The sequence below is a fragment of the Tardiphaga sp. 866_E4_N1_4 genome, assembly GCF_052076075.1.
GTDB classification, from domain to species: Bacteria; Pseudomonadota; Alphaproteobacteria; order Rhizobiales; family Xanthobacteraceae; genus Tardiphaga; species Tardiphaga robiniae.
Genome location: NZ_CP197242.1, coordinates 2580844 through 2601930, shown reverse-complemented (window position 1 = coordinate 2601930; position 21087 = coordinate 2580844). Strand labels below are relative to the sequence as shown.

General features: G+C 59.0%; 29 protein-coding genes. 21 read left to right on the top strand and 8 right to left on the bottom strand.

The genetic code is table 11. From position 1 onward, the window contains the following. Positions 1-5: 5 nt before the first annotated feature. Positions 6-416: a DUF2177 family protein gene (locus tag AB8B20_RS12790; RefSeq protein WP_199712142.1), complete on the bottom strand. Its 411-nt coding sequence runs from the start codon at positions 414-416 to the stop codon at positions 6-8. A 482-nt stretch (positions 417-898) separates the two neighbouring features. Between AB8B20_RS12790 and AB8B20_RS12785 the strand changes: the two genes are divergently transcribed. From AB8B20_RS12785 to AB8B20_RS12765, 5 genes are all read left to right on the top strand, one after another. Then, entirely contained in the window at positions 899-1735 is an 837-nt protein-coding gene (locus AB8B20_RS12785) for a hypothetical protein (protein WP_120293181.1), read from the top strand. Between the two features lie 572 nt (positions 1736-2307). Further along, entirely contained in the window at positions 2308-2559 is a 252-nt protein-coding gene (locus AB8B20_RS12780; protein WP_184511612.1) for a hypothetical protein, read from the top strand. Positions 2560-2574: 15 nt separating this feature from the next. Further along, a complete protein-coding gene (locus AB8B20_RS12775) occupies positions 2575-2736 on the top strand; it encodes a hypothetical protein (RefSeq protein ID WP_184511611.1) in 162 nt (53 codons plus the stop codon). Between the two features lie 650 nt (positions 2737-3386). Further along, positions 3387-3590, top strand: coding sequence for a CsbD family protein (locus AB8B20_RS12770; RefSeq protein WP_068738686.1), 204 nt, complete (start codon positions 3387-3389; stop codon positions 3588-3590). A gap of 988 nt (positions 3591-4578) precedes the next feature. Then, the gene (locus tag AB8B20_RS12765) at positions 4579-5304 is read left to right on the top strand and encodes a Crp/Fnr family transcriptional regulator (protein ID WP_120293185.1); all 726 of its coding nucleotides are present in this window, start codon (positions 4579-4581) and stop codon (positions 5302-5304) included. Between the two features lie 174 nt (positions 5305-5478). Here the strand turns inward: AB8B20_RS12765 and AB8B20_RS12760 are convergent, their stop codons facing one another. Beyond that, entirely contained in the window at positions 5479-5658 is a 180-nt protein-coding gene (locus tag AB8B20_RS12760; RefSeq protein WP_439059594.1) for a hypothetical protein, read from the bottom strand. Positions 5659-6084: 426 nt separating this feature from the next. On the opposite strand from AB8B20_RS12760, the gene AB8B20_RS12755 reads away from it, so the two are divergent. The 9 genes from AB8B20_RS12755 to AB8B20_RS12715 all read left to right on the top strand — a co-directional run bounded on the left by AB8B20_RS12755 (position 6085) and on the right by AB8B20_RS12715 (position 9979). After that, positions 6085-6360, top strand: a complete 276-nt coding sequence (locus AB8B20_RS12755; protein WP_439072818.1) for a hypothetical protein — start codon at positions 6085-6087, stop codon at positions 6358-6360. A 98-nt stretch (positions 6361-6458) separates the two neighbouring features. Next, positions 6459-6671 carry a hypothetical protein gene (locus AB8B20_RS12750; protein ID WP_141137210.1) on the top strand — a complete coding sequence of 71 codons (213 nt, stop codon included), beginning with the start codon at positions 6459-6461 and terminating at the stop codon, positions 6669-6671. 195 nt (positions 6672-6866) lie between these two features. Then, on the top strand, positions 6867-7370 hold the full coding sequence (locus AB8B20_RS12745; protein WP_120293195.1) for a YciE/YciF ferroxidase family protein: 504 nt from the start codon (positions 6867-6869) through the stop codon (positions 7368-7370). A gap of 376 nt (positions 7371-7746) precedes the next feature. Further along, positions 7747-7968 (top strand): hypothetical protein, encoded by a 222-nt coding sequence (locus AB8B20_RS12740; RefSeq protein ID WP_439072817.1) that lies wholly within the window; start codon positions 7747-7749, stop codon positions 7966-7968. Positions 7969-8381: 413 nt separating this feature from the next. Continuing rightward, positions 8382-8555 (top strand): DUF3606 domain-containing protein, encoded by a 174-nt coding sequence (locus tag AB8B20_RS12735; RefSeq protein ID WP_120293199.1) that lies wholly within the window; start codon positions 8382-8384, stop codon positions 8553-8555. Positions 8556-8626: 71 nt separating this feature from the next. Then, on the top strand, positions 8627-8785 hold the full coding sequence (locus AB8B20_RS12730) for a hypothetical protein (RefSeq protein WP_439072816.1): 159 nt from the start codon (positions 8627-8629) through the stop codon (positions 8783-8785). Further along, positions 8785-9006 (top strand): hypothetical protein, encoded by a 222-nt coding sequence (locus AB8B20_RS12725; protein WP_149534431.1) that lies wholly within the window; start codon positions 8785-8787, stop codon positions 9004-9006. The genes AB8B20_RS12730 and AB8B20_RS12725 overlap by 1 nt, the downstream gene beginning before the upstream one ends. Before the next feature lie 57 nt (positions 9007-9063). Further along, a complete protein-coding gene (locus AB8B20_RS12720) occupies positions 9064-9240 on the top strand; it encodes a hypothetical protein (RefSeq protein ID WP_172980498.1) in 177 nt (58 codons plus the stop codon). 472 nt (positions 9241-9712) lie between these two features. Next, positions 9713-9979 (top strand): helix-turn-helix domain-containing protein, encoded by a 267-nt coding sequence (locus AB8B20_RS12715; RefSeq protein WP_439072815.1) that lies wholly within the window; start codon positions 9713-9715, stop codon positions 9977-9979. Between the two features lie 281 nt (positions 9980-10260). Here AB8B20_RS12715 and AB8B20_RS12710 read toward each other — a convergent pair whose 3' ends face one another. Beyond that, on the bottom strand, positions 10261-10620 hold the full coding sequence (locus AB8B20_RS12710; RefSeq protein ID WP_439072814.1) for a hypothetical protein: 360 nt from the start codon (positions 10618-10620) through the stop codon (positions 10261-10263). Positions 10621-10901: 281 nt separating this feature from the next. On the opposite strand from AB8B20_RS12710, the gene AB8B20_RS12705 reads away from it, so the two are divergent. The 7 genes from AB8B20_RS12705 to paaE all read left to right on the top strand — a co-directional run bounded on the left by AB8B20_RS12705 (position 10902) and on the right by paaE (position 16269). Next, positions 10902-11477, top strand: a complete 576-nt coding sequence (locus AB8B20_RS12705) for a DUF3325 domain-containing protein (protein WP_439072813.1) — start codon at positions 10902-10904, stop codon at positions 11475-11477. A gap of 102 nt (positions 11478-11579) precedes the next feature. Then, positions 11580-12452 (top strand): phenylacetic acid degradation operon negative regulatory protein PaaX, encoded by an 873-nt coding sequence (paaX, locus tag AB8B20_RS12700; RefSeq protein WP_439072812.1) that lies wholly within the window; start codon positions 11580-11582, stop codon positions 12450-12452. Between the two features lie 75 nt (positions 12453-12527). Then, positions 12528-13520: a 1,2-phenylacetyl-CoA epoxidase subunit PaaA gene (gene paaA / locus AB8B20_RS12695; protein ID WP_439072811.1), complete on the top strand. Its 993-nt coding sequence runs from the start codon at positions 12528-12530 to the stop codon at positions 13518-13520. A 17-nt stretch (positions 13521-13537) separates the two neighbouring features. Then, positions 13538-13825, top strand: coding sequence for a 1,2-phenylacetyl-CoA epoxidase subunit PaaB (gene paaB, locus AB8B20_RS12690; protein ID WP_089265549.1), 288 nt, complete (start codon positions 13538-13540; stop codon positions 13823-13825). 79 nt (positions 13826-13904) lie between these two features. After that, positions 13905-14681 carry a 1,2-phenylacetyl-CoA epoxidase subunit PaaC gene (gene paaC, locus AB8B20_RS12685; RefSeq protein WP_439072810.1) on the top strand — a complete coding sequence of 259 codons (777 nt, stop codon included), beginning with the start codon at positions 13905-13907 and terminating at the stop codon, positions 14679-14681. Next, a complete protein-coding gene (gene paaD / locus AB8B20_RS12680) occupies positions 14675-15178 on the top strand; it encodes a 1,2-phenylacetyl-CoA epoxidase subunit PaaD (protein WP_439072809.1) in 504 nt (167 codons plus the stop codon). Before paaC ends, paaD begins: the two co-directional genes overlap by 7 nt. 11 nt (positions 15179-15189) lie before the next feature. Further along, entirely contained in the window at positions 15190-16269 is a 1080-nt protein-coding gene (gene paaE / locus AB8B20_RS12675) for a 1,2-phenylacetyl-CoA epoxidase subunit PaaE (RefSeq protein WP_439072808.1), read from the top strand. Here paaE and AB8B20_RS12670 read toward each other — a convergent pair whose 3' ends face one another. The 5 genes from AB8B20_RS12670 to AB8B20_RS12650 form a co-directional block, all read right to left on the bottom strand. After that, the gene (locus tag AB8B20_RS12670; protein WP_093757343.1) at positions 16270-16695 is read right to left on the bottom strand and encodes a PaaI family thioesterase; all 426 of its coding nucleotides are present in this window, start codon (positions 16693-16695) and stop codon (positions 16270-16272) included. Positions 16696-16726: 31 nt separating this feature from the next. Beyond that, on the bottom strand, positions 16727-17965 hold the full coding sequence (locus tag AB8B20_RS12665) for a cytochrome P450 (RefSeq protein WP_093757342.1): 1239 nt from the start codon (positions 17963-17965) through the stop codon (positions 16727-16729). 36 nt (positions 17966-18001) lie between these two features. Then, a complete protein-coding gene (locus AB8B20_RS12660; RefSeq protein ID WP_439072807.1) occupies positions 18002-18313 on the bottom strand; it encodes an EthD family reductase in 312 nt (103 codons plus the stop codon). 66 nt (positions 18314-18379) lie between these two features. Then, positions 18380-20407 (bottom strand): phenylacetic acid degradation bifunctional protein PaaZ, encoded by a 2028-nt coding sequence (paaZ, locus tag AB8B20_RS12655; RefSeq protein ID WP_439072806.1) that lies wholly within the window; start codon positions 20405-20407, stop codon positions 18380-18382. Positions 20408-20449: 42 nt separating this feature from the next. Beyond that, a complete protein-coding gene (locus AB8B20_RS12650; protein WP_439072805.1) occupies positions 20450-21085 on the bottom strand; it encodes a TetR/AcrR family transcriptional regulator in 636 nt (211 codons plus the stop codon). Between the last annotated feature and the right edge of the window lie 2 nt (positions 21086-21087).

Sequence of the window (21087 nt, the reverse complement as noted above, 5' to 3'; positions counted from 1 at the left end):
GCTCGTCAGGATGAAGCTGTGAAGGCGCGCGTGATCAGAAAGCCGATGGTTGCGGCAGAGGCCGTCAGCAACGTTCCCCAGCATAGATCTGCGATCGTCACCGCCACCGGCCAGTTCCGCAACGTCGCCTGGTTGGTCAGATCGTAGGTCGCATACGCAACGAACCCGAGGAAAGCACCGTTGAGCGTGGCCGTTGTCAAACGCTCGCTGGCAATGGCCGGTGCAATGGCGAGCACCACGATGCCGGCAACGTAAATCAGATAGAAGAGCATCGCCGGTACCAGCCGGAAGCTATCAAGCAGCATCTCGCCCATCAGCGGTCGATACAGCCGCTGCGACGCAAGCGTAAGCCAGATCGCGTCCATTCCGAGAAATACCAGACCCGTCGCGACATAGGCGATGCCATAAGTTTTCAATGTAATTTCCTTTACCGAGTCGACGCTGAAGATTTTACGCGCGAGCGAGATGGTCGGATCACTCTGCCGCATGACGGCAATGTCCAACATCAGAAACAGATTGATTTCCCGTAGAAGGAATCAAAGCCGGCGCGTGCTGCGTCGAGGTCCGGGGCCACTCTGAAACATTTGTCGGGATTGAGCGTAAAAGCCGCAAGGCCATTTCCAGACGCCAGACCGCTCCGGGTTCGGATCCCAATCCTGCTGAGCGATAGTACCGACGTCAACGTCGCCGTACCGGATTGGATGATGGGCGATCGTCTTGAGTTGGCTGATCGTTGCTCGAGGGGCTTAGCGTCTTTCTATCAAGCTCGTCGTCCGCCCACCTTTGCGCAATCGCTGAAGACAGGCGAATTCGCCTTCGCGGGCGGAACCATACTATTGAATGCACATTGTGTGGGCATCGGTATCTATTCCGGAGCCGCTCCAAGGGGAATTTCAGAATGATTGATACTGTTGTCGTGCAGCCAGCTTCCCCTGGCGTAGACGAGCCTTCGGTTGCGGGTGTCTCGTGGGCTGCAGTCGCGGCTGGTGCCGTCGTCTCGCTCGCGTTGACACTCGTTCTTATTGCTTTCGGGGCAGGGCTTGGTTTGTCAGTCGTGTCGCCCTGGTCGTCCAGCGTATCGGCTACGACATTCAAAATCACGACGGGAATCTATCTGATCGTCATCGCCATGATCTCGTCGTCGATCGGCGGATATCTCGCTGGTCGTCTGCGGTCGCGCTGGATTGGCGTTCATGCAGATGAGGTCTATTTCCGCGACACCGCGCATGGGTTTCTGGCATGGGCATTTGCAACGGTGCTCGGTGCTGTACTCCTAGCTTCGCCCGCGACGACCGTTTTAAGCGGCGCGACGTCGGGAGTCTCTGCTGGTGCGACGGCGTCTGCGGCGCAGGCGGGACCGGTCGAAGGCTTCATCGACGCACTATTGCGTCCATCGACACCATCTGGCGATGGCAACAGTGCTGACGCGCGCGGTGAACTGTCCCGCATAATGGCCTCTAGCCTCCGAGCCGGTGAGCTGAAGCCAGCCGATCGCGCTTACGTCAATAAAGTCGTGGCCGCTCGCACCGGTTTGAGCGAACCTGATGCTGACAAGCGCGTTACCGAAGTCACCAATGATGCAAAGGCCGCTGCCGATAATGCTCGAAAGGCTGCAATGCAGCTCGCCTTTTGGCTCACGGCATCACTTTTGATTGGCGCCTTTTCTGCGAGCCTGGCGGCGACCGAGGGCGGTGGACTTCGAGACGGAACTTGGAAAGCGCGTCGCACGCGATAAGGAGAGAACAATGCCTATTCTGCTATGGCTACTTGGAATTCCACTGCCGCTGATCATTCTGGTCCTGCTGCTTCGATGAATAAAGGCCCCGCGGTGCGGGGCCTTTATTCATTGCGTAGGAGTGCAGGGAACAAGAGCCGGGCGCATTACTTGACCTTCATCGCTGCTCGGATTTTGGCTAACAATCAGTGATGAGAGCATAGCTCCAGCCTGAAATGGGAGCGCAATATGTGTACCAAGTGCATCGGACTGGAAGATCAGATCGCCCGATATCTTGGTTTTGCCAGGCGCGTAAACGCTTTGACGAGGGGGCGCATCTACGATCTGGTTTTGCATCTCCAGAATGATAAAGAAGCGATTGTACACGGCCAGGATGCTCTTCGGCCGCGGCTTCTTGTGTAGCTCACCTTGCCTGCACGCTTCTCGTTAGTTTATCTGACCGCCACGAGAAGAGCTTGGCGGGCCGGTTCGGGGATTGCCACGAGGCTGTTAGTGGGGGCCCGGCGCGGAACGAGTCAGGCAGCGCCACGTTCGACTGACAAGGGCTTCATGAACAGATTGGCTTTGGTTCAATGCAAAAGATTATAACGATCAGCGCTACAGCGCTTCTCCTCGTCGGTGCCACGATGTCGTCGGCGTCCGCCGAAAAGTCCCGCCGGCACCACACTCAGCAGGGCGTCACCTCCGGTCAAGGCATGACCACCGGTACCGGCCGCACATATACTGGCGGCAATACCGCTCTGAAGGGCAACAGCGGCAATTCGGGGCAAGGGGACAACTCGCTGGGCAACATCAAGGGCGGCAACATCGGCGCCGGCAAGTAGCATTTCGGAGGGACCATGAGCAAAGAAAATCCCAAAGATGATCCCCGCACGGAGTCAGATTGGGCTCCGACGAAACAGACCGACAAGCCCTGGAAAGGCGTGCCGGAAAAGGAACAGTTTGCTCAGGACCGGGAAAAGCCGGACCTTGAAAAGTGGAAAAGGACCGACACTCATTGACGTTGCGGCGGACGTGCATCGATCTTTTCGATGGGTCGACGATTGAGCCGTCCGAGCAATATGCTCGGGCGGCTTCTTTGCGAAAATGTTTTCGCGTCTTATGGATGGATGTCCGCTAAACGGCGGCGTCGATCCTCTCCTACGGTCTGGCCCACGGCTCGGACACGTATGGGTGCTTTCGGCAACGGCATTCGCGACGTCTTCGGTGGGGGACCGTCATCCTCATCAAGGGATCGGAGAGCTGCGAGAATATCACCGATCCTAACAGTCTCATGGGAGCCTGGAATTTGGCGTAGCCATGGCTTCCCTTCGACAGTAAACGCATCCGATGCCCAAACGGCTAGGATGCATCGCTTTTGCAGCGTGTCTAAGAAGGGATTGGCAAGAACCTCCCGCGGGTGCGAGAAGGTGCTGGCGAGTAGAGAATTTGCGTGGATTTCATTCATCGACATGGCAGCGCTTGTCATGCTGGGCCTCCTAACTCCTTTCGTTTAAAGGCGATTATCGATGTAGATTTTCGCTGCTTTCGGTCAAGGGGTGACGCTAAAAATTTTCGGGGCGCTTCTCAGACTGCCGGGCGCTGTCTTAGTGTCGCACGGGAAACAAAGACCTGATCACGACGTTCATCCCACTAACAAGGGAGAGAAAAAATGGATTGGAACAGGGTCGAAGGAAATTGGAAACAGATGAAGGGCAAGGTCAAGGAGCAGTGGGGCAAGCTCACTGACGATGACCTCGACGTCATCAACGGCAAACGGGAGCAACTCGAGGGTCGTCTTCAAGAGCGTTATGGCTACGCCAAGGACCAGACCACGAAGGAAGTCGACGACTGGTATGGACGTCAGAGTTGGTAATCAGAACGTACTTCGCTCCAAAGTTGTTCCACGCTTTTCGAGAACAGGATTGAGCGAGTTGCCTCAATCTAACGGCTGATGGATTTGCGGTCGGAGTTAACGCAGGATGACAGCGACCGAATCTTGACCCCAGAAGCCTCGCTTCGGTCGGCCCGGCGGTAGAGCGACCTACCCGCCAGGCCTTTAAGCAGCAATGTTCCCTAACGTTGCTGTTCGAGCAACCAGACAACACCCTCCAGTATCGACAAGCCGGTCAGGCCCGACGCGCACTTGCCTAGCTCCCAAGGACGTCAATCTTCGATCGCAGGCTTCTGCTGCCTCAACTTGCGCGTTGAGCCTCGGTCGATGACACTTCGGAAGTCTGACATGGAAGGCACCAGACGCGATTACATCGCCAGCATGGTGGAGACGACGCCGTGGGTGGCAAGGATCCGGGTGCCAAAACGGCGAAGGTGCACCGCAAAAAAACATTGAGATCCGCTCTCGGTAAATTCGTCTCAAATGAGACGATGTCACCTCCTGGCTTGTGGTTCCATCCCGAGGAACCGTTGAAGGAACCGACATGAATGAGCGTCAGCTGATAACCCGCGCATGGCAAGATGCGGACTTGGAGAAGCTCAAACAGTTGCATGCAGAGGGGGCTACGCTCCTACGAGCATGTGCGGCTATGAAGCGACCAATGGCTTCCGTCAAAAAACGTGCTCGTGAACTTGGCCTGCATTTCGCAAGTGTTCGAGAAGTTCGGCGAGAGATCAGCGCTCGCGAGCAAACCCAATGACAGTTATTGGGTCTTCAGCGCCGAAATGCCCAAAGTGCAATCGCAAGATGACGTCATCTGAAAAGGGAGATTCGGAGTTTAGATGCGCGAGGTGCGAGGTCGATCCGATGGAGCGCAGCAAGGGTTGGCTTTCGAGCGAGTTGAAGCCACCGTCAAGATGACTAGGATGCTGAGCGCAGCCGAACAGGTTCAGCCGCGTAGGAGGCTACAATCGACCCTCTAGTCGTCCTTATAAAAAAACTGAAAGAGCACTCGCACCTGAGCCAAGAGGACCTTTTGGAGGTCCGCCGCCTGCCGTGCTCTGTCCGCGAATTGGATAGTCATGAGGACTTCATTCGGCAAGGCGATCGACCCAAGGTGTCCGCAATCGTCGTCGAAGGAATGCTGGCTCGCTATCATCTCCTGCCGAACGGCGCACGCCAGTATTTGTCCTTTCATCTCGCTGGCGACATGCCGGATTCACAGTGTCTGTTCATCGAGGTGATGGATCATGCCGTCTGCGCGATCGGCAAGGCCGTCGTCGCCTCGGTCCCGCATCGGGACTTGATGAAGTTATTCGATAGTAGACCAAAGGTTGGCGCTGCAATCTGGCGTGAAACCCTGATCGACGCAGCCATCTTCCGTGAAGCGATCACGAACAATAGCGCGCGGTCCGCCCCTGCCCGCATGGCTCATCTCTTCTGCGAACTCTTCTACCGATCGCGGGCTTCCGGCTTGACGCGTGACGATACGTGTATTCTGCCGATAGGTCTTAATCAGCTGGGAGAGGCTCTCGGGCTGTCGCTAGCTACCGTAAACCGCGCTTTGGCCAACCTTCGAGACACCGATCTTGCCGACTTCAAGAGCGGGTCTCTCACCATCAGAAATTGGGCGGGTCTGGCGGACTGCGGCGAGTTCAATCCTCGCTACTTGCATCTGCGACGCGAGCCGTTCTGACATCGCGAATGTCAACGAACAGCACAATAGCGGCACCTATGCCAATCTCAAGACCGCTGTCGAGTTTGTAGAGAGGCTGCACAACGCGATCACGGTTCTTAGCATCTCGCAAGCTCCCTTGTTCTGTGTGAGCCAAATCAGAACACCAGAAGATCGTCCTTCGGTAGGAAGGCTTCACTGGATCTTCCGATTTCCGGCCTCCGTCAGTTTGACCTGGTCGTCCACGATTTCGACGAGGCCCATCTCCAGGAGTTCGCTGAGTTGGTGTTCCGTGATCGGGGACAGCTTCAGCCGGCCGCCACCGATATCGCGGAGCGTCCAGTCGAGCTCGAAATCGTCTCTCCAGTATTTCATCTGGTGGGACCGTCGCCGGCAGAGGTTGAAAAATTAGAAGCTCGCCGGATCGTCCGCGCGGCCTTTCACTATCTAATTCCGAAAACCAACGTAGAGACCAATCATGGTGATGGCCGATACCAAGATGAAGCAAAAAAGCCCCCACGCGATAATCGTGGCTTCATCTGGGGTATTCCGATTGGTCTTCTGAAGAACGTTCAATGGTCTCTCCCTGTAATCTCTATCGTCAACGCTCGCATTTTGAAGCGAACTTGTGCAAAGCGTAGCGACGGTAGATCGCAGGGTCCAGAATGAATTGATGGTGCGCTGCAGCGCGGCGCGTCACAGCGGGTTGCCCATTTCGGTAGCTGCCGTAAGCACCGCAGCTCCCATTGAAGGAACTAAAACACCAAATGCACGATATAGGAGAAAACAAAGGAGGTCGTCATGTTGATGGAAGATGGAATTGCCGGACGGCCAGTCGCCAGCGCACCGCCATTGGTCGCGCAGATGGTCGACAAGCGAACAATTCTTGAGATGGAGATAGCCCTTACCAAAGCGTGCGAGGTCTTGCCGCGCGAGTTGGACAACCACAAGAACCGCTGTTTCGTCGCCAAGAAAATACTGAAGCGCGTGAATGCGGGTGAGCGCACGTTCGGCGGCATGGTGTCCGCGGGGATGGCGGCGGTGGAGACGCTACGGCGCAGGCAAGAGCAGGTTTGACGGCGTTTCCTGAACAATCATTCAGGAAATTTATCCTGAGGCGACGGAACGGCCCCTATAGTCGCGCATTCAATCTCCGCTCATCAAAGGAGAAGATAATGCGCAAAGTTCTTTTGGCTATCGCTGCCTTCGCTACCATCGGCATCGCTGTTCCTGCCGCTACTTCACAGGCTGATGCTCAGACCGTAGTGGTGCGGCATGGCGGCGGCCATCACGGCGGCTACCATCGCGGTCATCGTGCCAACAAGGTTGTTATCGTGAAGCGCGGTCATGGTCACATGCATCGTGGAATCCACCACGGCCATCGCTGAACGCGTTGCTCTTCAAAACAAAATGCTCCCTCCCGGGGGCCTTTTTCGTTGGGCGCTATCAAGGGTAACTGAACAAAGGCCATCGCGTTTTGGAAAGAAGAGCGCAGCTCCTCATCGGAACTTAAGTTCCAGCGGTCTGTTGGGCTGGCGTGATAAGCCGCCCCAGCTCACCAGGGCTACTGGAGGAAATTTCCCATGGCCAAAAAGCCGAAGCTTCTTGCCGACCTTTTCCATGACACGCTCAAGGATGTCTATTTCGCCGAGAAGAAGATTCTCGCCACGCTGCCGAAGATGGCAAAAGCCGCACAATCGAAAGAACTCAAGGCCGCCTTTCTGAAGCATCAGAAGGAGACCGTTGGTCAGATCAAGCGGCTCGAAGGCGTGTTCAAGATATTCGGCAAGAAGCCGACCGCCAAGAAGTGTGAAGCCATCATGGGTATTACCAAGGAAGGCGCAGAGATCATGACCGAATACAAGGGCATGCCTGCTCTCGATGCCGGCCTTGCTGCCGCGGCACAGGCGGTGGAGCACTATGAGATCTCCCGCTACGGAACGCTGGCGACCTGGGCGAAGGAGCTGGGGATGCCTGAAGCTGTCTCGCTTCTCGATGCCACGTTGAAGGAAGAGAAGGCCACCGACGTTGCGTTGACCGCGCTGGCCAAATCTGTCGTCAACGTCGAAGCAGAGCAAGATCTCTAAGGCTAAATGTCCGGCTCCGTCACTGGAGCCGGACTACGTAAGTCCTCCCACCCGTCGAAGAAACCTTTAGCGCAACAGTGGCTTATGTTTTCGCTGAAATGGAGAGCGAAATGCGCCAAGGTACGTCGTTTCGGTTGATGGCATCCGATGCAGCGAAACAGGCAAAAGAAGCCACGGACCAGGCTGAAGCTCTCCGGCTTTTACAGATGGCACACTACTGGATCTCAGCTGCAGACAACGAGGACTGGCTGAATGCCAACTCGATCCATCATCCGGTAAGATCACCTAGCTCCGACTGAAAACTGAGAAATTTCGGAACGATAGGAAGTAGCGGGACTTGACTTCGACAACTGTCGCACGTGGCGACGGTGAACGGGTGGCTGAGGCCATCAGAAAGCTCGCCATGAACATCCCGGCCGTCGACCGCGCCATCGATATTTATGGCGCTCTCTCAGGACATTCGGGAGCACCGGGCGTCCGCGCCCAGCTTTCCCAGCATCTTGACCAACTGCACAGTGAGGGTGAGACCGATCATCACCGCCTTACGGTGCATGGCCTCTCGTTCCTTCGGCAAAACGATCTTCAGCGCAACAGCTAGCCGCGCTGCATAGCTCGCTGCTTCTGCAATGATTTACGGAGCGTCGCTTTCGCAGAGTGAGCACGTTCCTTGTCGCTCGCCGATTTCTTGATCGGACGAAATGGGCCGGTCTTGGAATTTCCGGCCATCGGCATTGCCGGCATCATCTGCGAGCAGGATTCCGACTGGGAAGGTTGAAGGCCCATAGGGGCCGATGTCCGTGTGCGCTTGGGCATATTTCTCAACCCGCCACTCAACCCAAAGTTCATTCGTGCAGATCAAGCGGCGGCAAAAAGACACCTCGTCCCTTTAGAAGGCCGGCATCAGTACCGCGAAGAGGCGCGGCGACCTACCGCGGCGGCCGCCATACTGGCCGCGCCGGAACAAGAAAGTCAGAAATGCGTTCCTTTAGGCATCAAACACTGGAGGATGCCATGGACGATCTGAAGAACAAGGGGCAGCCGGATCGCAGCAAGATCAACATGCACGAGGCGCATGAGGTCAAGTATTGGACCAAGGAGCTCGGCGTGGATAAAGACAAGCTGCAGAAGACGGTCGCCAAGGTCGGCAACTCAGCCGCCGCAGTTCGCAAGGAGTTGGCAGCCTGAGCCAGTCAACGGAATCCCTGCACGAGCAATCTGTAAAGATCGCGCTGGATTACCTGGCGGGGGTTGGCCGCTTGCGCGACCTGCAAGAAGCGTTTGAATTTATTGGAAAGCATGTCGCGTACCAGATCGGGCAGGGAGTCGTCAGTCCTCTGCTGCTGTCGAACCAGGCGATTGCAGCCTACGAGCGCAATAGGGAAAAGACGCCGCTTCGGTTGGTGGAGTATGAGTGATGATGCCGCTAATCCGGCCTTGGTCGGCCGAAGAAAGTGAAAAACTTAAAGCCATGGCTGAAGCGGGTGCATCGCCGATCAAAATTGCTGCGGCCATGAAACGTAATGTGCAGGCCGTCAGACGTCAGGCGAATCGATTGGGGATCTCTTTGCCCACAACGCGAGAGACGCGCAAACGACAGCGTGCGTTAGAGGCGGAAGCCATAAGGTCTTCAGCATGACATCGCAAATAGGAACAAGCTGCGCGTTCGGTAGTTGCTAGGGAAATGGAGGTTCCCATGCTTACAGACGATCAACTGATGGTTCTGCGGGAAATCGATAACGCCTTTGCTTTTGACGATACAGCGAAGGCTGAAGAGTTGGTGCTGGACGGCTATGTCCAGAAGGACGGCGACCTTTATCAGCTCACGCCGAAGGGTGAGAAAAGCCTGCTCGACAATGGCGTCTCAGCATAGACTGCATCGTGAAGGGATCCAGACCTCACACAGAGCTCAGGGAGGACGACGAGGCGCTCCGGGACCGGTCGTCGCTCCAGGGGCGTCAAATTACATCGCACAACTGAGGGACATTGAGCCAACCGAAAGCTGCCGGGTTCTGCGACTATGGCTAAGCACGATGTTGCCGACGATAGGTTTAGTTTGCCCCCTGCACCGTATCGGTCACAACTAGCCCTCCGCAACTTCACAGGAGGCTGTGAGATAGCATAGATCTCGGTAGTCAAGCATGACAGCCGCCATGCCCGTCGCGACTCATTGTTGTGGCTGATGCGGTCAGTGAAAATTCTCCTCACCGCCGTTGATGTCCGGATATGCTCGAAAAGTCCGTCGAAGTACGCTGTTGTACGCGAGGGCCCTCGGTTGCTCGCATTGACGTTGCTCGTCGCGCGGTCAACTCTCGCCGTCGAACGCTTTGCGATTGGGAGGCTTCGTGAGATACAGACGTCGAGAGAAGAACAGAGGACAGCAGTCACAGGCTACTCCATGCCTTCCAAAATCCGCTGAACCGCAGACGATTGCATTCTCCCAGCGGTTCACCTGTACGATCGACGAAGCATGTGAGGCGACCGGTTTGGGACGCACGAAGCTTTACGAACTGATAGGAGCGGGACATCTCGCGACCACAACGGTCGGACGTCGGCGACTTGTGGCAGTACAATCACTTCTGTCGCTTCTTAAAGCGAACATGTCGGCGTGATGAGGCTACTTAAGTGGCGCGGCTACATTTCGGTTCGTGTTTTCCTTCACACTCTCACTCTGAGGAGGCGACCGTTCTCCCTCAACAGGTCAAGCGCGTCGGCCCAAAAACGCATCATCCGAACACGCTCCTGCCAGATTTCGACGGCGTGGGTATAGGCGCTACGGATTTCGTTCGCGCGGCAGAGCCAAATTTGTAGAGGTCGATTCTCGCCTATTTTAAATCAGCGTCGCGGGTGCTCGGCCAGATGGGTATTAGTTGATCAAGATATCGGGCAATGTTCACAGGCCCGTCGTGTCCGAAGCTGCGAAGTGTGCGATCCTACCGAAGCCAGTTGGTGGGTCTGAGCCTGTCCAGCGCTTCGAGTATGCCACGAGCGCTACTGGACGCGGCGGTGATCGGGGGCGCCACGCCTCCCCTTCGAAGTGCTGGTCCACCTTGTTGCTGAAGCCGTCCCAAGTGACCTGATCGGCCTCCTTTAACTGTTCGCTGCTATCCATATCGAAGCGGTTTTTGGCGAAGCACGCTCCCAGGTGATCGGTCTCATCGAAAAGCAACGCCCTACCCATATCGGGAATGGTGCCGTAGTCTGCCTGCCGGTGGTGCTGGTCGACGATATCCGCCCGCGGGCGGCCGGGCATTCGTTGTCCCGGCAAAACTCAGTCAACATTCGCAAATTGTTGGTATCGACGTTGGTAGCGTCTCGGATCAACCTAAAAAATCATGTGTCTTGTCAATATTATAGCTTTGCAATGCGGAGCCGCCCCTGGGCACCACTGTTATCCTGCCCGCAACATGATGCGAAGCAACGGCTGCTAACTTTCGCTTAGTGGCGTACGCTGCGCATGGACGTGGTAATTGCCGGCTATTCCGACTCGTCGAGCGACTGAATATTTCGAACACAGCCGGCCTGTCGATCGCCATGACCGCGTTTCTGTGGGGGAATCGCCTCCTGCCGTACCCGGTGGAAGGCCGCGCTGACCCGGAGATCAATCTGTTCTTCAGCGTCTGGGCCTTCACGCTCCTGCACGCTTCGGTACGTCCAGCCAGATCGGCCTGTGTCGAGCAGTTATGCGCGGCGTCCGCGCTGCTGTTTCTGCTGCCAGTTCTCAATGCATTCTCCACGCAGCGACCGTTATGGCACAGCCTGCTTCAAAGCGATTGGGCTTTCGTCGGTGTGGATCTCACGAGCTGGACGCTTGCACTGCTCCATGCTGTTCTGGCGATACGGACCTGCGGGGCCGTCGCGCTCAGCCCAGGCCTACGGCAAACAAGCGAGGTTCGATCGCGGTCGCGCCCGAGAAAGAGCAGCATGAATCACCTTATCGCTTTTGTGCCGTGCTCGGCAGGTTTTGCTGCGTTGGCATTTGCCATGCATCGCCACCAACGCGATATCATCGGCAGGTCGCCGCCGCTGACCACGACGCGAGTCCTTCGAATGGTCGGCGCGGGCGCACTGTGTTTTGCGCTCAGCACTCAGTACTTCGCCGGATGCTGATCTTTGCGCCGGGCCGGCGGCGCATGTCGGATCTCATTCTACCAATCAAAGTGCAGGGGCGAGCAGGTTGGTGATTGCCCCGGAATGTTTTACGGATGTGGCATGTCGCAGCATCCGCTTTTTCGCATTATCAGCCGATTCAAGCGTGAACCATCGCGCACCGGCTCACTGATCATCACCTTCTACGGCGATGCGATTTTGCCGCGTGGCGGATCGGTGTGGCTCGGCACATTGCTGGCATTTCTGGAGATGCTGGAGATCGACGGCGGCGTGGTGCGCACCGCGATGTCCCGTCTCGCCGCCGACGGCTGGCTCGATCGCGAGAAGGTCGGCCGCAAGAGTTTCTACAAGCTGGCTCCAGACGGGCAGGAGCGCTTCGCGTCAGCCGTAGCGCATGTCTACAATCCGCAGCCCTCCGAGTGGCAGGGGCGTCTTGAATTGCTCCTGATCTCCAATGGCGGGGATCGCGAGGTGTCGCGCGCCGCATTGACCGAGGCGGGGTTCGGCAATCCGATGCCGGGCGTCTGGGTCGCGCCATCCGGCACCGCCGTGCCATCGGCAGCGGCCGGTGCGATCCGGCTGGAAGTATGGGCCGATAACGAAATGGGGCGACGCCTGATCGGGGAGTCCTGGCTGCTGCCGCGGATCGCCGATTCGTATCGGGATTTTCTGAAGACTTTCGCGCCGCTCGAGGCGTGGATCGCCGGCGCGGATGCACTGCCGCCCGCAGATGCGATGCTGGCGCGTATCCTGCTGATTCATCAATACCGTCGCGTCCTGCTGCGCGACCCATTGCTGCCATCGGCGCTGCTACCGGCGGATTGGCCCGCCGCGGAGGCTCGTGCGCTGTGCGGACGGATCTACCGGGCCTTGCTCTCAGCCGCCGAGCAGTGGCTCGACCAACACGGCGCAAGCGCGGGCGGACCATTGCCAGCGCCTAGTATGGAACTCGCCCGCAGGTTCTCGGGCCAATAGCCGTTATGTTACAAAAATATCTTGCCATTAGATTTTTCCGTTATATGTTGTGGGAAACATACGGGAGGATGAGGCATGTATACGCAGAACCTGAATGCGCCGCAGGCCGACGACCGGCATCTGGAAGACGCTGACAAATCCGCTCGTTTCGAGGCCCGCGTCGCCAATGAGGAGCGCATCGAGCCCAATGACTGGATGCCTGCTGCCTATCGCAAGACATTGACGCGGCAGATTTCCCAGCATGCCCATTCCGAAATCGTCGGCATGCTGCCGGAAGGCAACTGGATCACGCGGGCGCCGACCCTGCGTCGCAAGGCGGCCTTGTTGGCGAAGGTGCAGGACGAGTGTGGGCACGGACTCTATCTTTATGCGGCCGCGGAAACGCTCGGCACCTCGCGCGAGGAACTTGTCGATCAGATGCTCAGCGGCAAGGCGAAGTATTCGTCCATCTTCAACTATCCGACGCTGACCTGGGCCGATATCGGCGCGATCGGATGGCTGGTGGACGGTGCCGCCATCATGAACCAGATTCCGCTGTGCCGATGTTCCTACGGCCCCTATGCGCGTGCGATGATCCGCGTCTGCAAGGAAGAGTCGTTTCATCAGCGCCAAGGTTACGAGATCATGGTCACGCTGTCGCACGGGACGCCCGAACAGAAGGCGATGGCGCAGAGTGCGCTGGATCGCTGGTGGTGGCAGTGCCTGATGATGTTCGGCCCGCCGGATGGCGAGAGCCAGCACAGCGATCAGTCGACCCGCTGGAAGATCAAGCGTTTTTCCAACGATGAGTTGCGTCAGAAATTCGTCGACGCCACTGTTCCCCAGGCCGACTATCTCGGCCTCAAGATACCGGATGCGGATCTCAAGTGGAATGCAACGACGGGCCATTGGGATTATGGCGCCATCGACTGGAAGGAATTCCAGGACGTGCTGGCCGGCAATGGCCCCTGCAATCGCGATCGTCTCGCCGCGCGCCGCAAGGCACATGACGATGGCGCATGGGTCCGCGAGGCCGCCGCGGCCTATGCGGAGAAGCAGCGGGCACGCCGCGCAGCTGTCGCGGCTTGAACGGACAGGAGCTGATCATGAGCACGCCGAACATCCAGCTTTGGGAAGTCTTCATTCGCAGTCGCAACGGGCTGGCACACAAGCATGTCGGATCGCTGCACGCCGCGGATGCCGCCCTGGCGATGCAGGCGGCGCGCGATATCTACACGCGCCGCGGCGAGGGGCTGTCGATCTGGATCGTCCCGTCGGACACCATCGTCGCCTCGGATCCCGCCGAAAAGGACATGATGTTCGAGCCGGCACTGTCGAAGATCTATCGGCATCCGACATTCTACGATGTGCCGGACGAAGTTGGCCACATGTGAGCAAGCGTACGCGCTGCTTCTTTCGCGCACGCGTCATGCTCTTACAGCAACAGAATTCTTGCCAGCAGGATCACAGGCCATGGCTGCAGCTTCGATTTCGGTAACTGAGAGCCCCCAGGTGCTCTATGCGTTGCGTCGTGCCGACGACGCGCTGATCTTGGGACACCGGCTTTCAGAATGGTGCGGCCATGCGCCGATGATGGAAGAGGATATGGCGCTCGCCAATATGGGCCTCGACCTGATCGGTCAGGCGCGCGAATTGTACAGTTATGCGGCGAAGGTCGAAGACGCCGGCAATGACGAGGATCGCTACGCCTATCTACGCGACGTCCGCCAGTATCGCAATCTGCTGCTGGTCGAGCAGCCGAATGGCGATTTCGCCCGCACCATCGTCCGGCAGTTCTTCTACTCGGCCTTTGCCGATGCCTACTGGCGCGCCATGATGGGTTCCAAAGATGCCACGCTGGCGGCGATCGCCGCGAAATCCCAGAAGGAGAGTGCCTATCATGTCAGGCATTCGTCTGAATGGGTGATCCGCCTTGGCGACGGCACGGCCGAGAGCCACAGTCGTGCGCAAGACGCCGTTGACGATCTCTGGTCCTTCACCGGCGAGCTGTTCCACACCGACGACAGCGATGCCGGACTGATCGCCGATCGGCTTGTCGTCGATCCCGAGAGCCTGCGTGCCGGTTGGACCGACACCGTAGCGGAGGTTTTGCAGACGGCGACGCTGGCGTGCCCCGAGAAAAGCTGGATGCAGAAGGGCGGGCGATCGGGACATCACAGCGAGCATCTCGGTCATCTTCTCAGCGAGTTGCAGTCGCTACAGCGCTCGTTCCCGGGCGCAACGTGGTAGTCGCCGACATCAATGACAGCGCGTTACGCGCGCGCGCATGGGCCGCGGCGTCCGAAGTGCTCGATCCGGAAATTCCGGTCCTGACCATCGCGGATCTTGGCGTGCTGCGCGACGTATCCATTGTGGACGGACAGGTCGAGGTTGCGATCACGCCGACGTATTCAGGATGCCCGGCGATGAACATGATCGCGCTGGAAATCGAACTGGCCTTGGCGCGTGAGGGCATCTGCAATTCGAAGGTCAGAACGGTGCTGTCGCCAGCCTGGACGACGGACTGGATGAGCGATGACGGCCGCCGCAAGCTGAAAGACTACGGCGTCGCGCCGCCGCAATCCGGCGGTGGCCGTCGCGCATTGTTCGGCGAACAGCAGGTGGCCTGCCCGCAATGCGGGTCGCTCGCGACCGAGGTGTTGTCCGAATTCGGCTCGACGTCCTGCAAGGCGCTGTGGCGCTGCACGGCATGCCGCGAACCGTTCGATTATTTCAAGTGTCACTAGGACGAGTGCCGATGTCCCACGCCCCCAAATTCCATCGTCTCGCGGTCGATGACCTGCGCTGGGAAACTTCCGATGCGGTGTCGATGACATTCGCCATTCCTGGAGATCTCGAACAGGATTACGCGTTTGCGCCGGGTCAGTATCTGACGCTGCGGACCACGATGGATGGGGAAGAAGTACGCCGGTCCTATTCGATCTGCTCCAGTCCCGATGACCGCGAGCTGCGCATCGCCGTGAAGAAGGTCGATGGCGGCGCCTTTTCGAGCTGGGCGCTCGAGCAGCTCAAATCGGGAGACGAACTCGACGTCATGACGCCCACCGGCCGCTTCGGCATCGCGCATGCGCCGGAGCAGGCGCGCATTCATGTGGGCTTCGCTGCGGGATCCGGCATCACGCCGATCATGTCGATCATCCGCGGCATTCTCGCGCGTGAGCCCCAGAGCCGCTTCTTTCTCTTCTACGGCAACCGGACGGCCTCCAGCATTCTATTTCTTCAAGCACTGGAGGAATTGAAAGACCGGTTCATGGGCCGTCTGTCCGTGTTCCACGTCCTATCTCAGGAAGAACAGGACCTGCCGATCCTGTATGGCCGGCTGGATCACGACAAGGTCTCCATCCTGCTGCGCGCGATGGTGCCGGCTCAGGCGGTCGATCACGTATTCATCTGCGGACCGGTGGCCATGAGCGAGGAAATCGCGGCGACCTGCACCGAACTCGGCGTCGCAGCCGAGCATGTTCATGTCGAGCGTTTCGTCTCGGGCCTGGGTGGCAAGCCACGGCCGAAGCCGGTCGTGGCTCCGAAGGCGCCCCCTAAGGCGGTCGCGGCGCTCATCGTGGACGGCAAGCGCAAGGACGTGCCGATCGTCGAGGGGGAATCCATTCTCGATGCGGCGCTTCGCGCGGGCATGGATCTGCCCTATGCCTGCAGGGGCGGCATGTGCAGCACTTGTCGCGCGAAAGTCGTCGAGGGCGACACGCAGATGGATGTCAATTATTCGCTGGAGCCGTGGGAGCTGGAGGCGGGCTTCGTGCTCACTTGTCAGGCACATCCGGTGTCTGCGCGCATCACCGTCGACTATGATCAGGTCTGATTACTTGCTGTCGCGCATGATCGCATAGGCGGTCTGGGCCAGCGCGACTGGCTTTGCGTCGCTTGCGGTTTCGATCGTTACACTGCCGAACGCCATGGTGCGCCCGAGCCTGACTACACGTGCCTGAGCCAGCAGATCGGAACGCATGGCCGGTTTGAGGAAGTGGATAGTCTGATCCACTGTGGTCATCGGCAGATAGCCGCCCGCTGCCGAAGATATCGCGAACACCATGGCGGTGTCGGCCAGAGACATCAGCGCCTGTCCGCAAACCACGCCATTATCGCGGCAGAGCCTGTCCGAGAACTTCATGCGCAAGATAGCGCCGTCACCGCCGATGCTTTCGATTGAGAGGTCGAGGTCCTGCACCCATGGGGCAAAAACGGTCTGCAGCAGATGAGTGGCAGTAGAGGCGTCGAAGGTCGTCATCACGGAGCATCCTGCATTCGATGTGAAGAAATCATCCAAGCGTTACGGGCAATGATGTGAAGCCGCGGAACCGGGCGCGCCGGGCCCGCTGTGCAGGACCGGAGGCGGCGAAATCGGGGAAGCGAGCCATGAAGCGTGCGATGGCGATGCGGCCTTCCATGCGGGCGAGATTGAGACCCGCGCAGACATGGGCGCCCGAAGCGAAAGCCAGATGGCGGTTCGGCGCGCGGCTGATGTCGAGTTGATCAGGCGTAGCAAATTGCGCGGGATCGCGGTTCGCGGCGCCGATGCACAGCGTGATCAGCGTGCCCCTCGGAAGTGCGATGCCTCCGAGCTCGGTCTCGACCGCGACGCTGCGGTTGCCGAGCTGATTGGAGCTTTCGAACCGCAGGAATTCCTCGATCGCGGGGCGGATCAGCGCCGGCTCGTCGATCAGACGCTGCTTTTGCTCCGGAAAGCGCAACAGCAGTTCGAGGCCGTTGCCGATCAGATTGGTCGTGGTCTCATGGCCGGCATTCAGGATGAAGATACAGTTCTGCAGCAATTCACTTTCACTGAGCCGTTCGCCGCCAGCGGTTTCGCCGGCGATGAGACATGTCAGGACGTCGTGTTCGACATCGCCCGGCCGTGCTCGCCGGTCCGCGACCAAGCGGCGCAGATAGTCCAGGAACTCGGCGACGGCGATTTCGCCGCGTGACTGCACCTCTGCCGACAGCGTTGGTTCAAGGGCGCCGAGAATGGCAAGCGACCAGCCGCGCAGCGGGCCGCGTTCGTCATGGGGCACGCCAAGCAGGTTGCCGATCACCTCGATGGGGATCGCCGAGGCGAAATCCTCGATCAGGTCGGCATGGCCGCGGGCCGCGATGTCGTCGAGCAGGCGGTCGACCAAAGCGACCAGCCGCGGTTCGGTTTCAGCGATTGTGCGGGGGCTGAGGGCGCCGGCAATGAGATGGCGAACGCGCGTATGCAGTGGCGGATCGTTGAACACGAGGCTAGTCGTGTGGTGTTCGAACAGCAACGAACCGATGCCGTATTTGGGCGCGAATTCCACCTTCTTGTCGGAACTGAAGCGGGTCGTGTCCTTGTAGATGGCCTCCAGATCGCTGTGCCGTGTTAGGAACAGCGACCCATCTGCCATCCGGTGAAGCGGATCGTGCGCCTGAAGGGCGCGGTAGGTCGGATAGGGGTCATCGTAAAAGGCGTCGGGCAATGCCTTCAACGAAAAGCCGCGGACGAGCTCCGCATCACCGATCGCCGCCGCGCTGGCCATGAGCTGCATCTCCACCGATCATTGACGCTGAAGGCCTCAGGCCAGAATCTCGCTGATCTGAACCGTAGCCTGAGTATCGGTGAAATTTTGGATGTCGGCGAAGATCTCGCGGCCATGCGCCTTGCCGGCAGCCTTGAAATTGTCGAGCGACCCGAAGGTCAGCAGCGCCATCATCTGGAAGTCCGGTGCGCTGCCGTCGGGTTTGCTGACGCCCTTCACGACCTGGGTATTGGTCAACCCATGCGGTGTCCAGCGTTCCCTCACCAGCGGCATATGCTTGCTCAGATAATAATCGAGGTCGAATTTCGTCTCGGCTCCGGCGGGATACATCACTGTGACGAGGATCATGGTGGTCTCCTGAATAGATTTCGGGTGTGGTGGCGGGCAGCCAATGGGCGCTGCCCAATACAAGAATCAGGGGCGCACGGCGTTCATCGTGAGCAGTTCATAGGTCGCCGCCGTTTCGTTGGTCGCGGTGGTGATCTCGACGTCCCAGCGAACCTCGCCATATTGCTTGTTGCGCGGCGACTTCTCCTTCGCGGTCAACCGTACCTTGATGGCCTCTCCGGGTTGCACCGGCTTGATGAAGCGCAGCGAGTCGAGGCCGTAATTGGCGAGCACCGGGCCGGGATCGGGATCCACGAACAGTCCGGCAGCGAAGGACAGCAGCAGGTAGCCATGGGCGACGCGGCCGGGAAAGAACGGATGTCCCTTGGTCGCTTCCTCATCCATATGGGCGTAGAATGTATCGCCGGTGAAGTGGGCGAAGTGCTCGATGTCCTCGAGCGTGATCGTGCGTTCCTTCGACATGAAGGTCTGCCCGACATCGAGATCTTCGAAGTGATAGCGGAACGGATGTCGTTCCTTCTCGACGATCGGCGCGCCTTTGGACCAGCTTCTGGTGATCCCGGTGAGCATGGCAGGTGATCCCTGCAATGCAGTGCGCTGCATGTAGTGTTGCAGACTGCGAATGCCGCCGAGTTCTTCGCCGCCGCCGGCGCGACCGGGACCGCCATGGACCATCTGTGGCATAGGTGAGCCATGGCCGGTCTGTTCCTTGGCGCAATCGCGATCGATCATGACCAGGCGCCCGTGGAAGCTGCCGATGCCGAATACGAGGTCGGATGCGATTTTTGTATCATGCGTATAGATCGATGCGACCAGACTGCCGCCGCCGCGATTGGCGAGGGTGATCGCATCGTCTAGCGCGTCGTAGCCCATGACAGTGCAGACCGGGCCGAACGCTTCGATCTCATGCACGCTGATGGCGGCCGCGGGATTCGCACAATGCAACAGCAATGGCGGCACGAAAGCGCCGCGTGCGGCGTCCGCACCCTCGACCGCAAAATGGTCGGGATCGCCGCTGACCAGTTCGGCTTCGCTGCGCAGCTTCGCTACATGGGCAAGTACGTCGCGTCGCTGGTCCAATCCGACCAGTGGGCCCATGCGCACGCTTTCCAGTTCTGGATTGCCGATGGTGATCTTGGCGAGCCGTTCGCGCAGGGCTGCGATGACGGCATCGACATGGGCGGATGGTGCCATAGCGCGGCGGATTGCGGTGCATTTCTGTCCCGCCTTCACCGTCATCTCCTTCACCACTTCCTTGATGAACAGGTCGAATTCCGGCGTGCCAGGCCCGGCGTCGGGTGCGAGGATAGCGGCGTTGAGCGAATCCCGTTCGGCCACGAAACGAACCGCCTCCCGGGCAATAATCGGATGTCGCTGCAGCTTCTGCGAGGTCTCGGCCGAGCCGGTGAAGGACACCACGTCCTGGCAGGTGAGGTGATCGAACAGGTCGCCGGTCGAGCCGACGACAAACTGGAAGGCGCCGTCGGGTAGAATGCCGGACTCGGCAATCATGCGCGCCAGCGCATGCGCCACATAGGACGTGACGGTCGCGGGCTTGGTCACGACGGGAACGCCGGCCAGTAATGCGGGGGCGAGTTTTTCCAGCATTCCCCAGCAGGGGAAATTGAACGCATTGATATGAACCGCGACGCCATGCAGCGGCGTCACGATATGCTGGCCGGCGAAGCTGCCGGTTTTCGACAGCGATTCCACGCCGCCATCGAGCATAAATTTCGCATTGGGCAGTTCACGGCGACCCTTGCCGGCATAGACGAACAGGGTGCCGATGCCGCCGTCGACATCGATCATGTTATCGGTGCGGGTCGCGCCGGTCTGGAACGACAGCTTGTAAAGCTGTTCTTTGCGCTCGGTGAGATACTGACCGAGTTTCTTCAGCAAGTCTGCGCGCTGGTGAAAGGTCAGTCGCCGCAGATGTGCGCCGCCAGTGCCGCGGGCATAGTCCAGCACCTTGCGCATATCGATCCCGCCACTGATCGCTTGTGCGATCACGTCGCCGGACACTGCGCTGGCGATCTCGATCAGGTCGCGCCCGGGGGCCGCCCATTGTCCGCAAACGAAGCTTTCGAGTTTCATGAGATCGCCCTTCTTTGTGAGTGGCCGAGTGGGGAGGCTGCGCTACTTGCGTGCAGTGGCACGTTTGGGGACGGGAGCGGGATGCGCCAGCAGATCGCGCGTGCCGTCGGTGATCAGCCGTGTGACCAGGTCGGCATAGTCCCCGCGGGTGAACGGGCCCTGGCTCCTGAACCAGAGGTAGTGCCAGTTGACCATTCCGAACAGCGACATCGTCACCGGCTTGAGCATCGTCGTGCCCGCGAGCTGCGGGGCGATCCCGGATACGGCGCTGGAAAAGATGCGCACGAGTTCGCGTTCCATGTTCTTCAACGCGGATTGGCGCTCGTCGGACAGGAACCGCATGCTGCTGATCTGCACGCTGTGCTGTGCGTCGGCGTCGCGATAGGCCTCGAGCAGCGCTGCCACCAACTCGCGCAACCGCGCGGCGGGTGCCAGATCGGGGTGGTCGGCAGCCTCGACGACTTGCAGCAGGTCTTCGAGATGGACGCGGATGACGTCGAACAGAAGCTCATCCTTGTCCGTGTAGTAATGATAGAGATTTGCCTTCGACACCCCGCATGCGGCGGCAATCTTGTTCATGGATGCACGGTCATAACCGTATTCGGAGAACAGCTCCGCCGAGCGATCGAGGATCGCGCGGCGCTTGTCGTCGTAATTGTTGGCGCGGGGACGGGCCATGT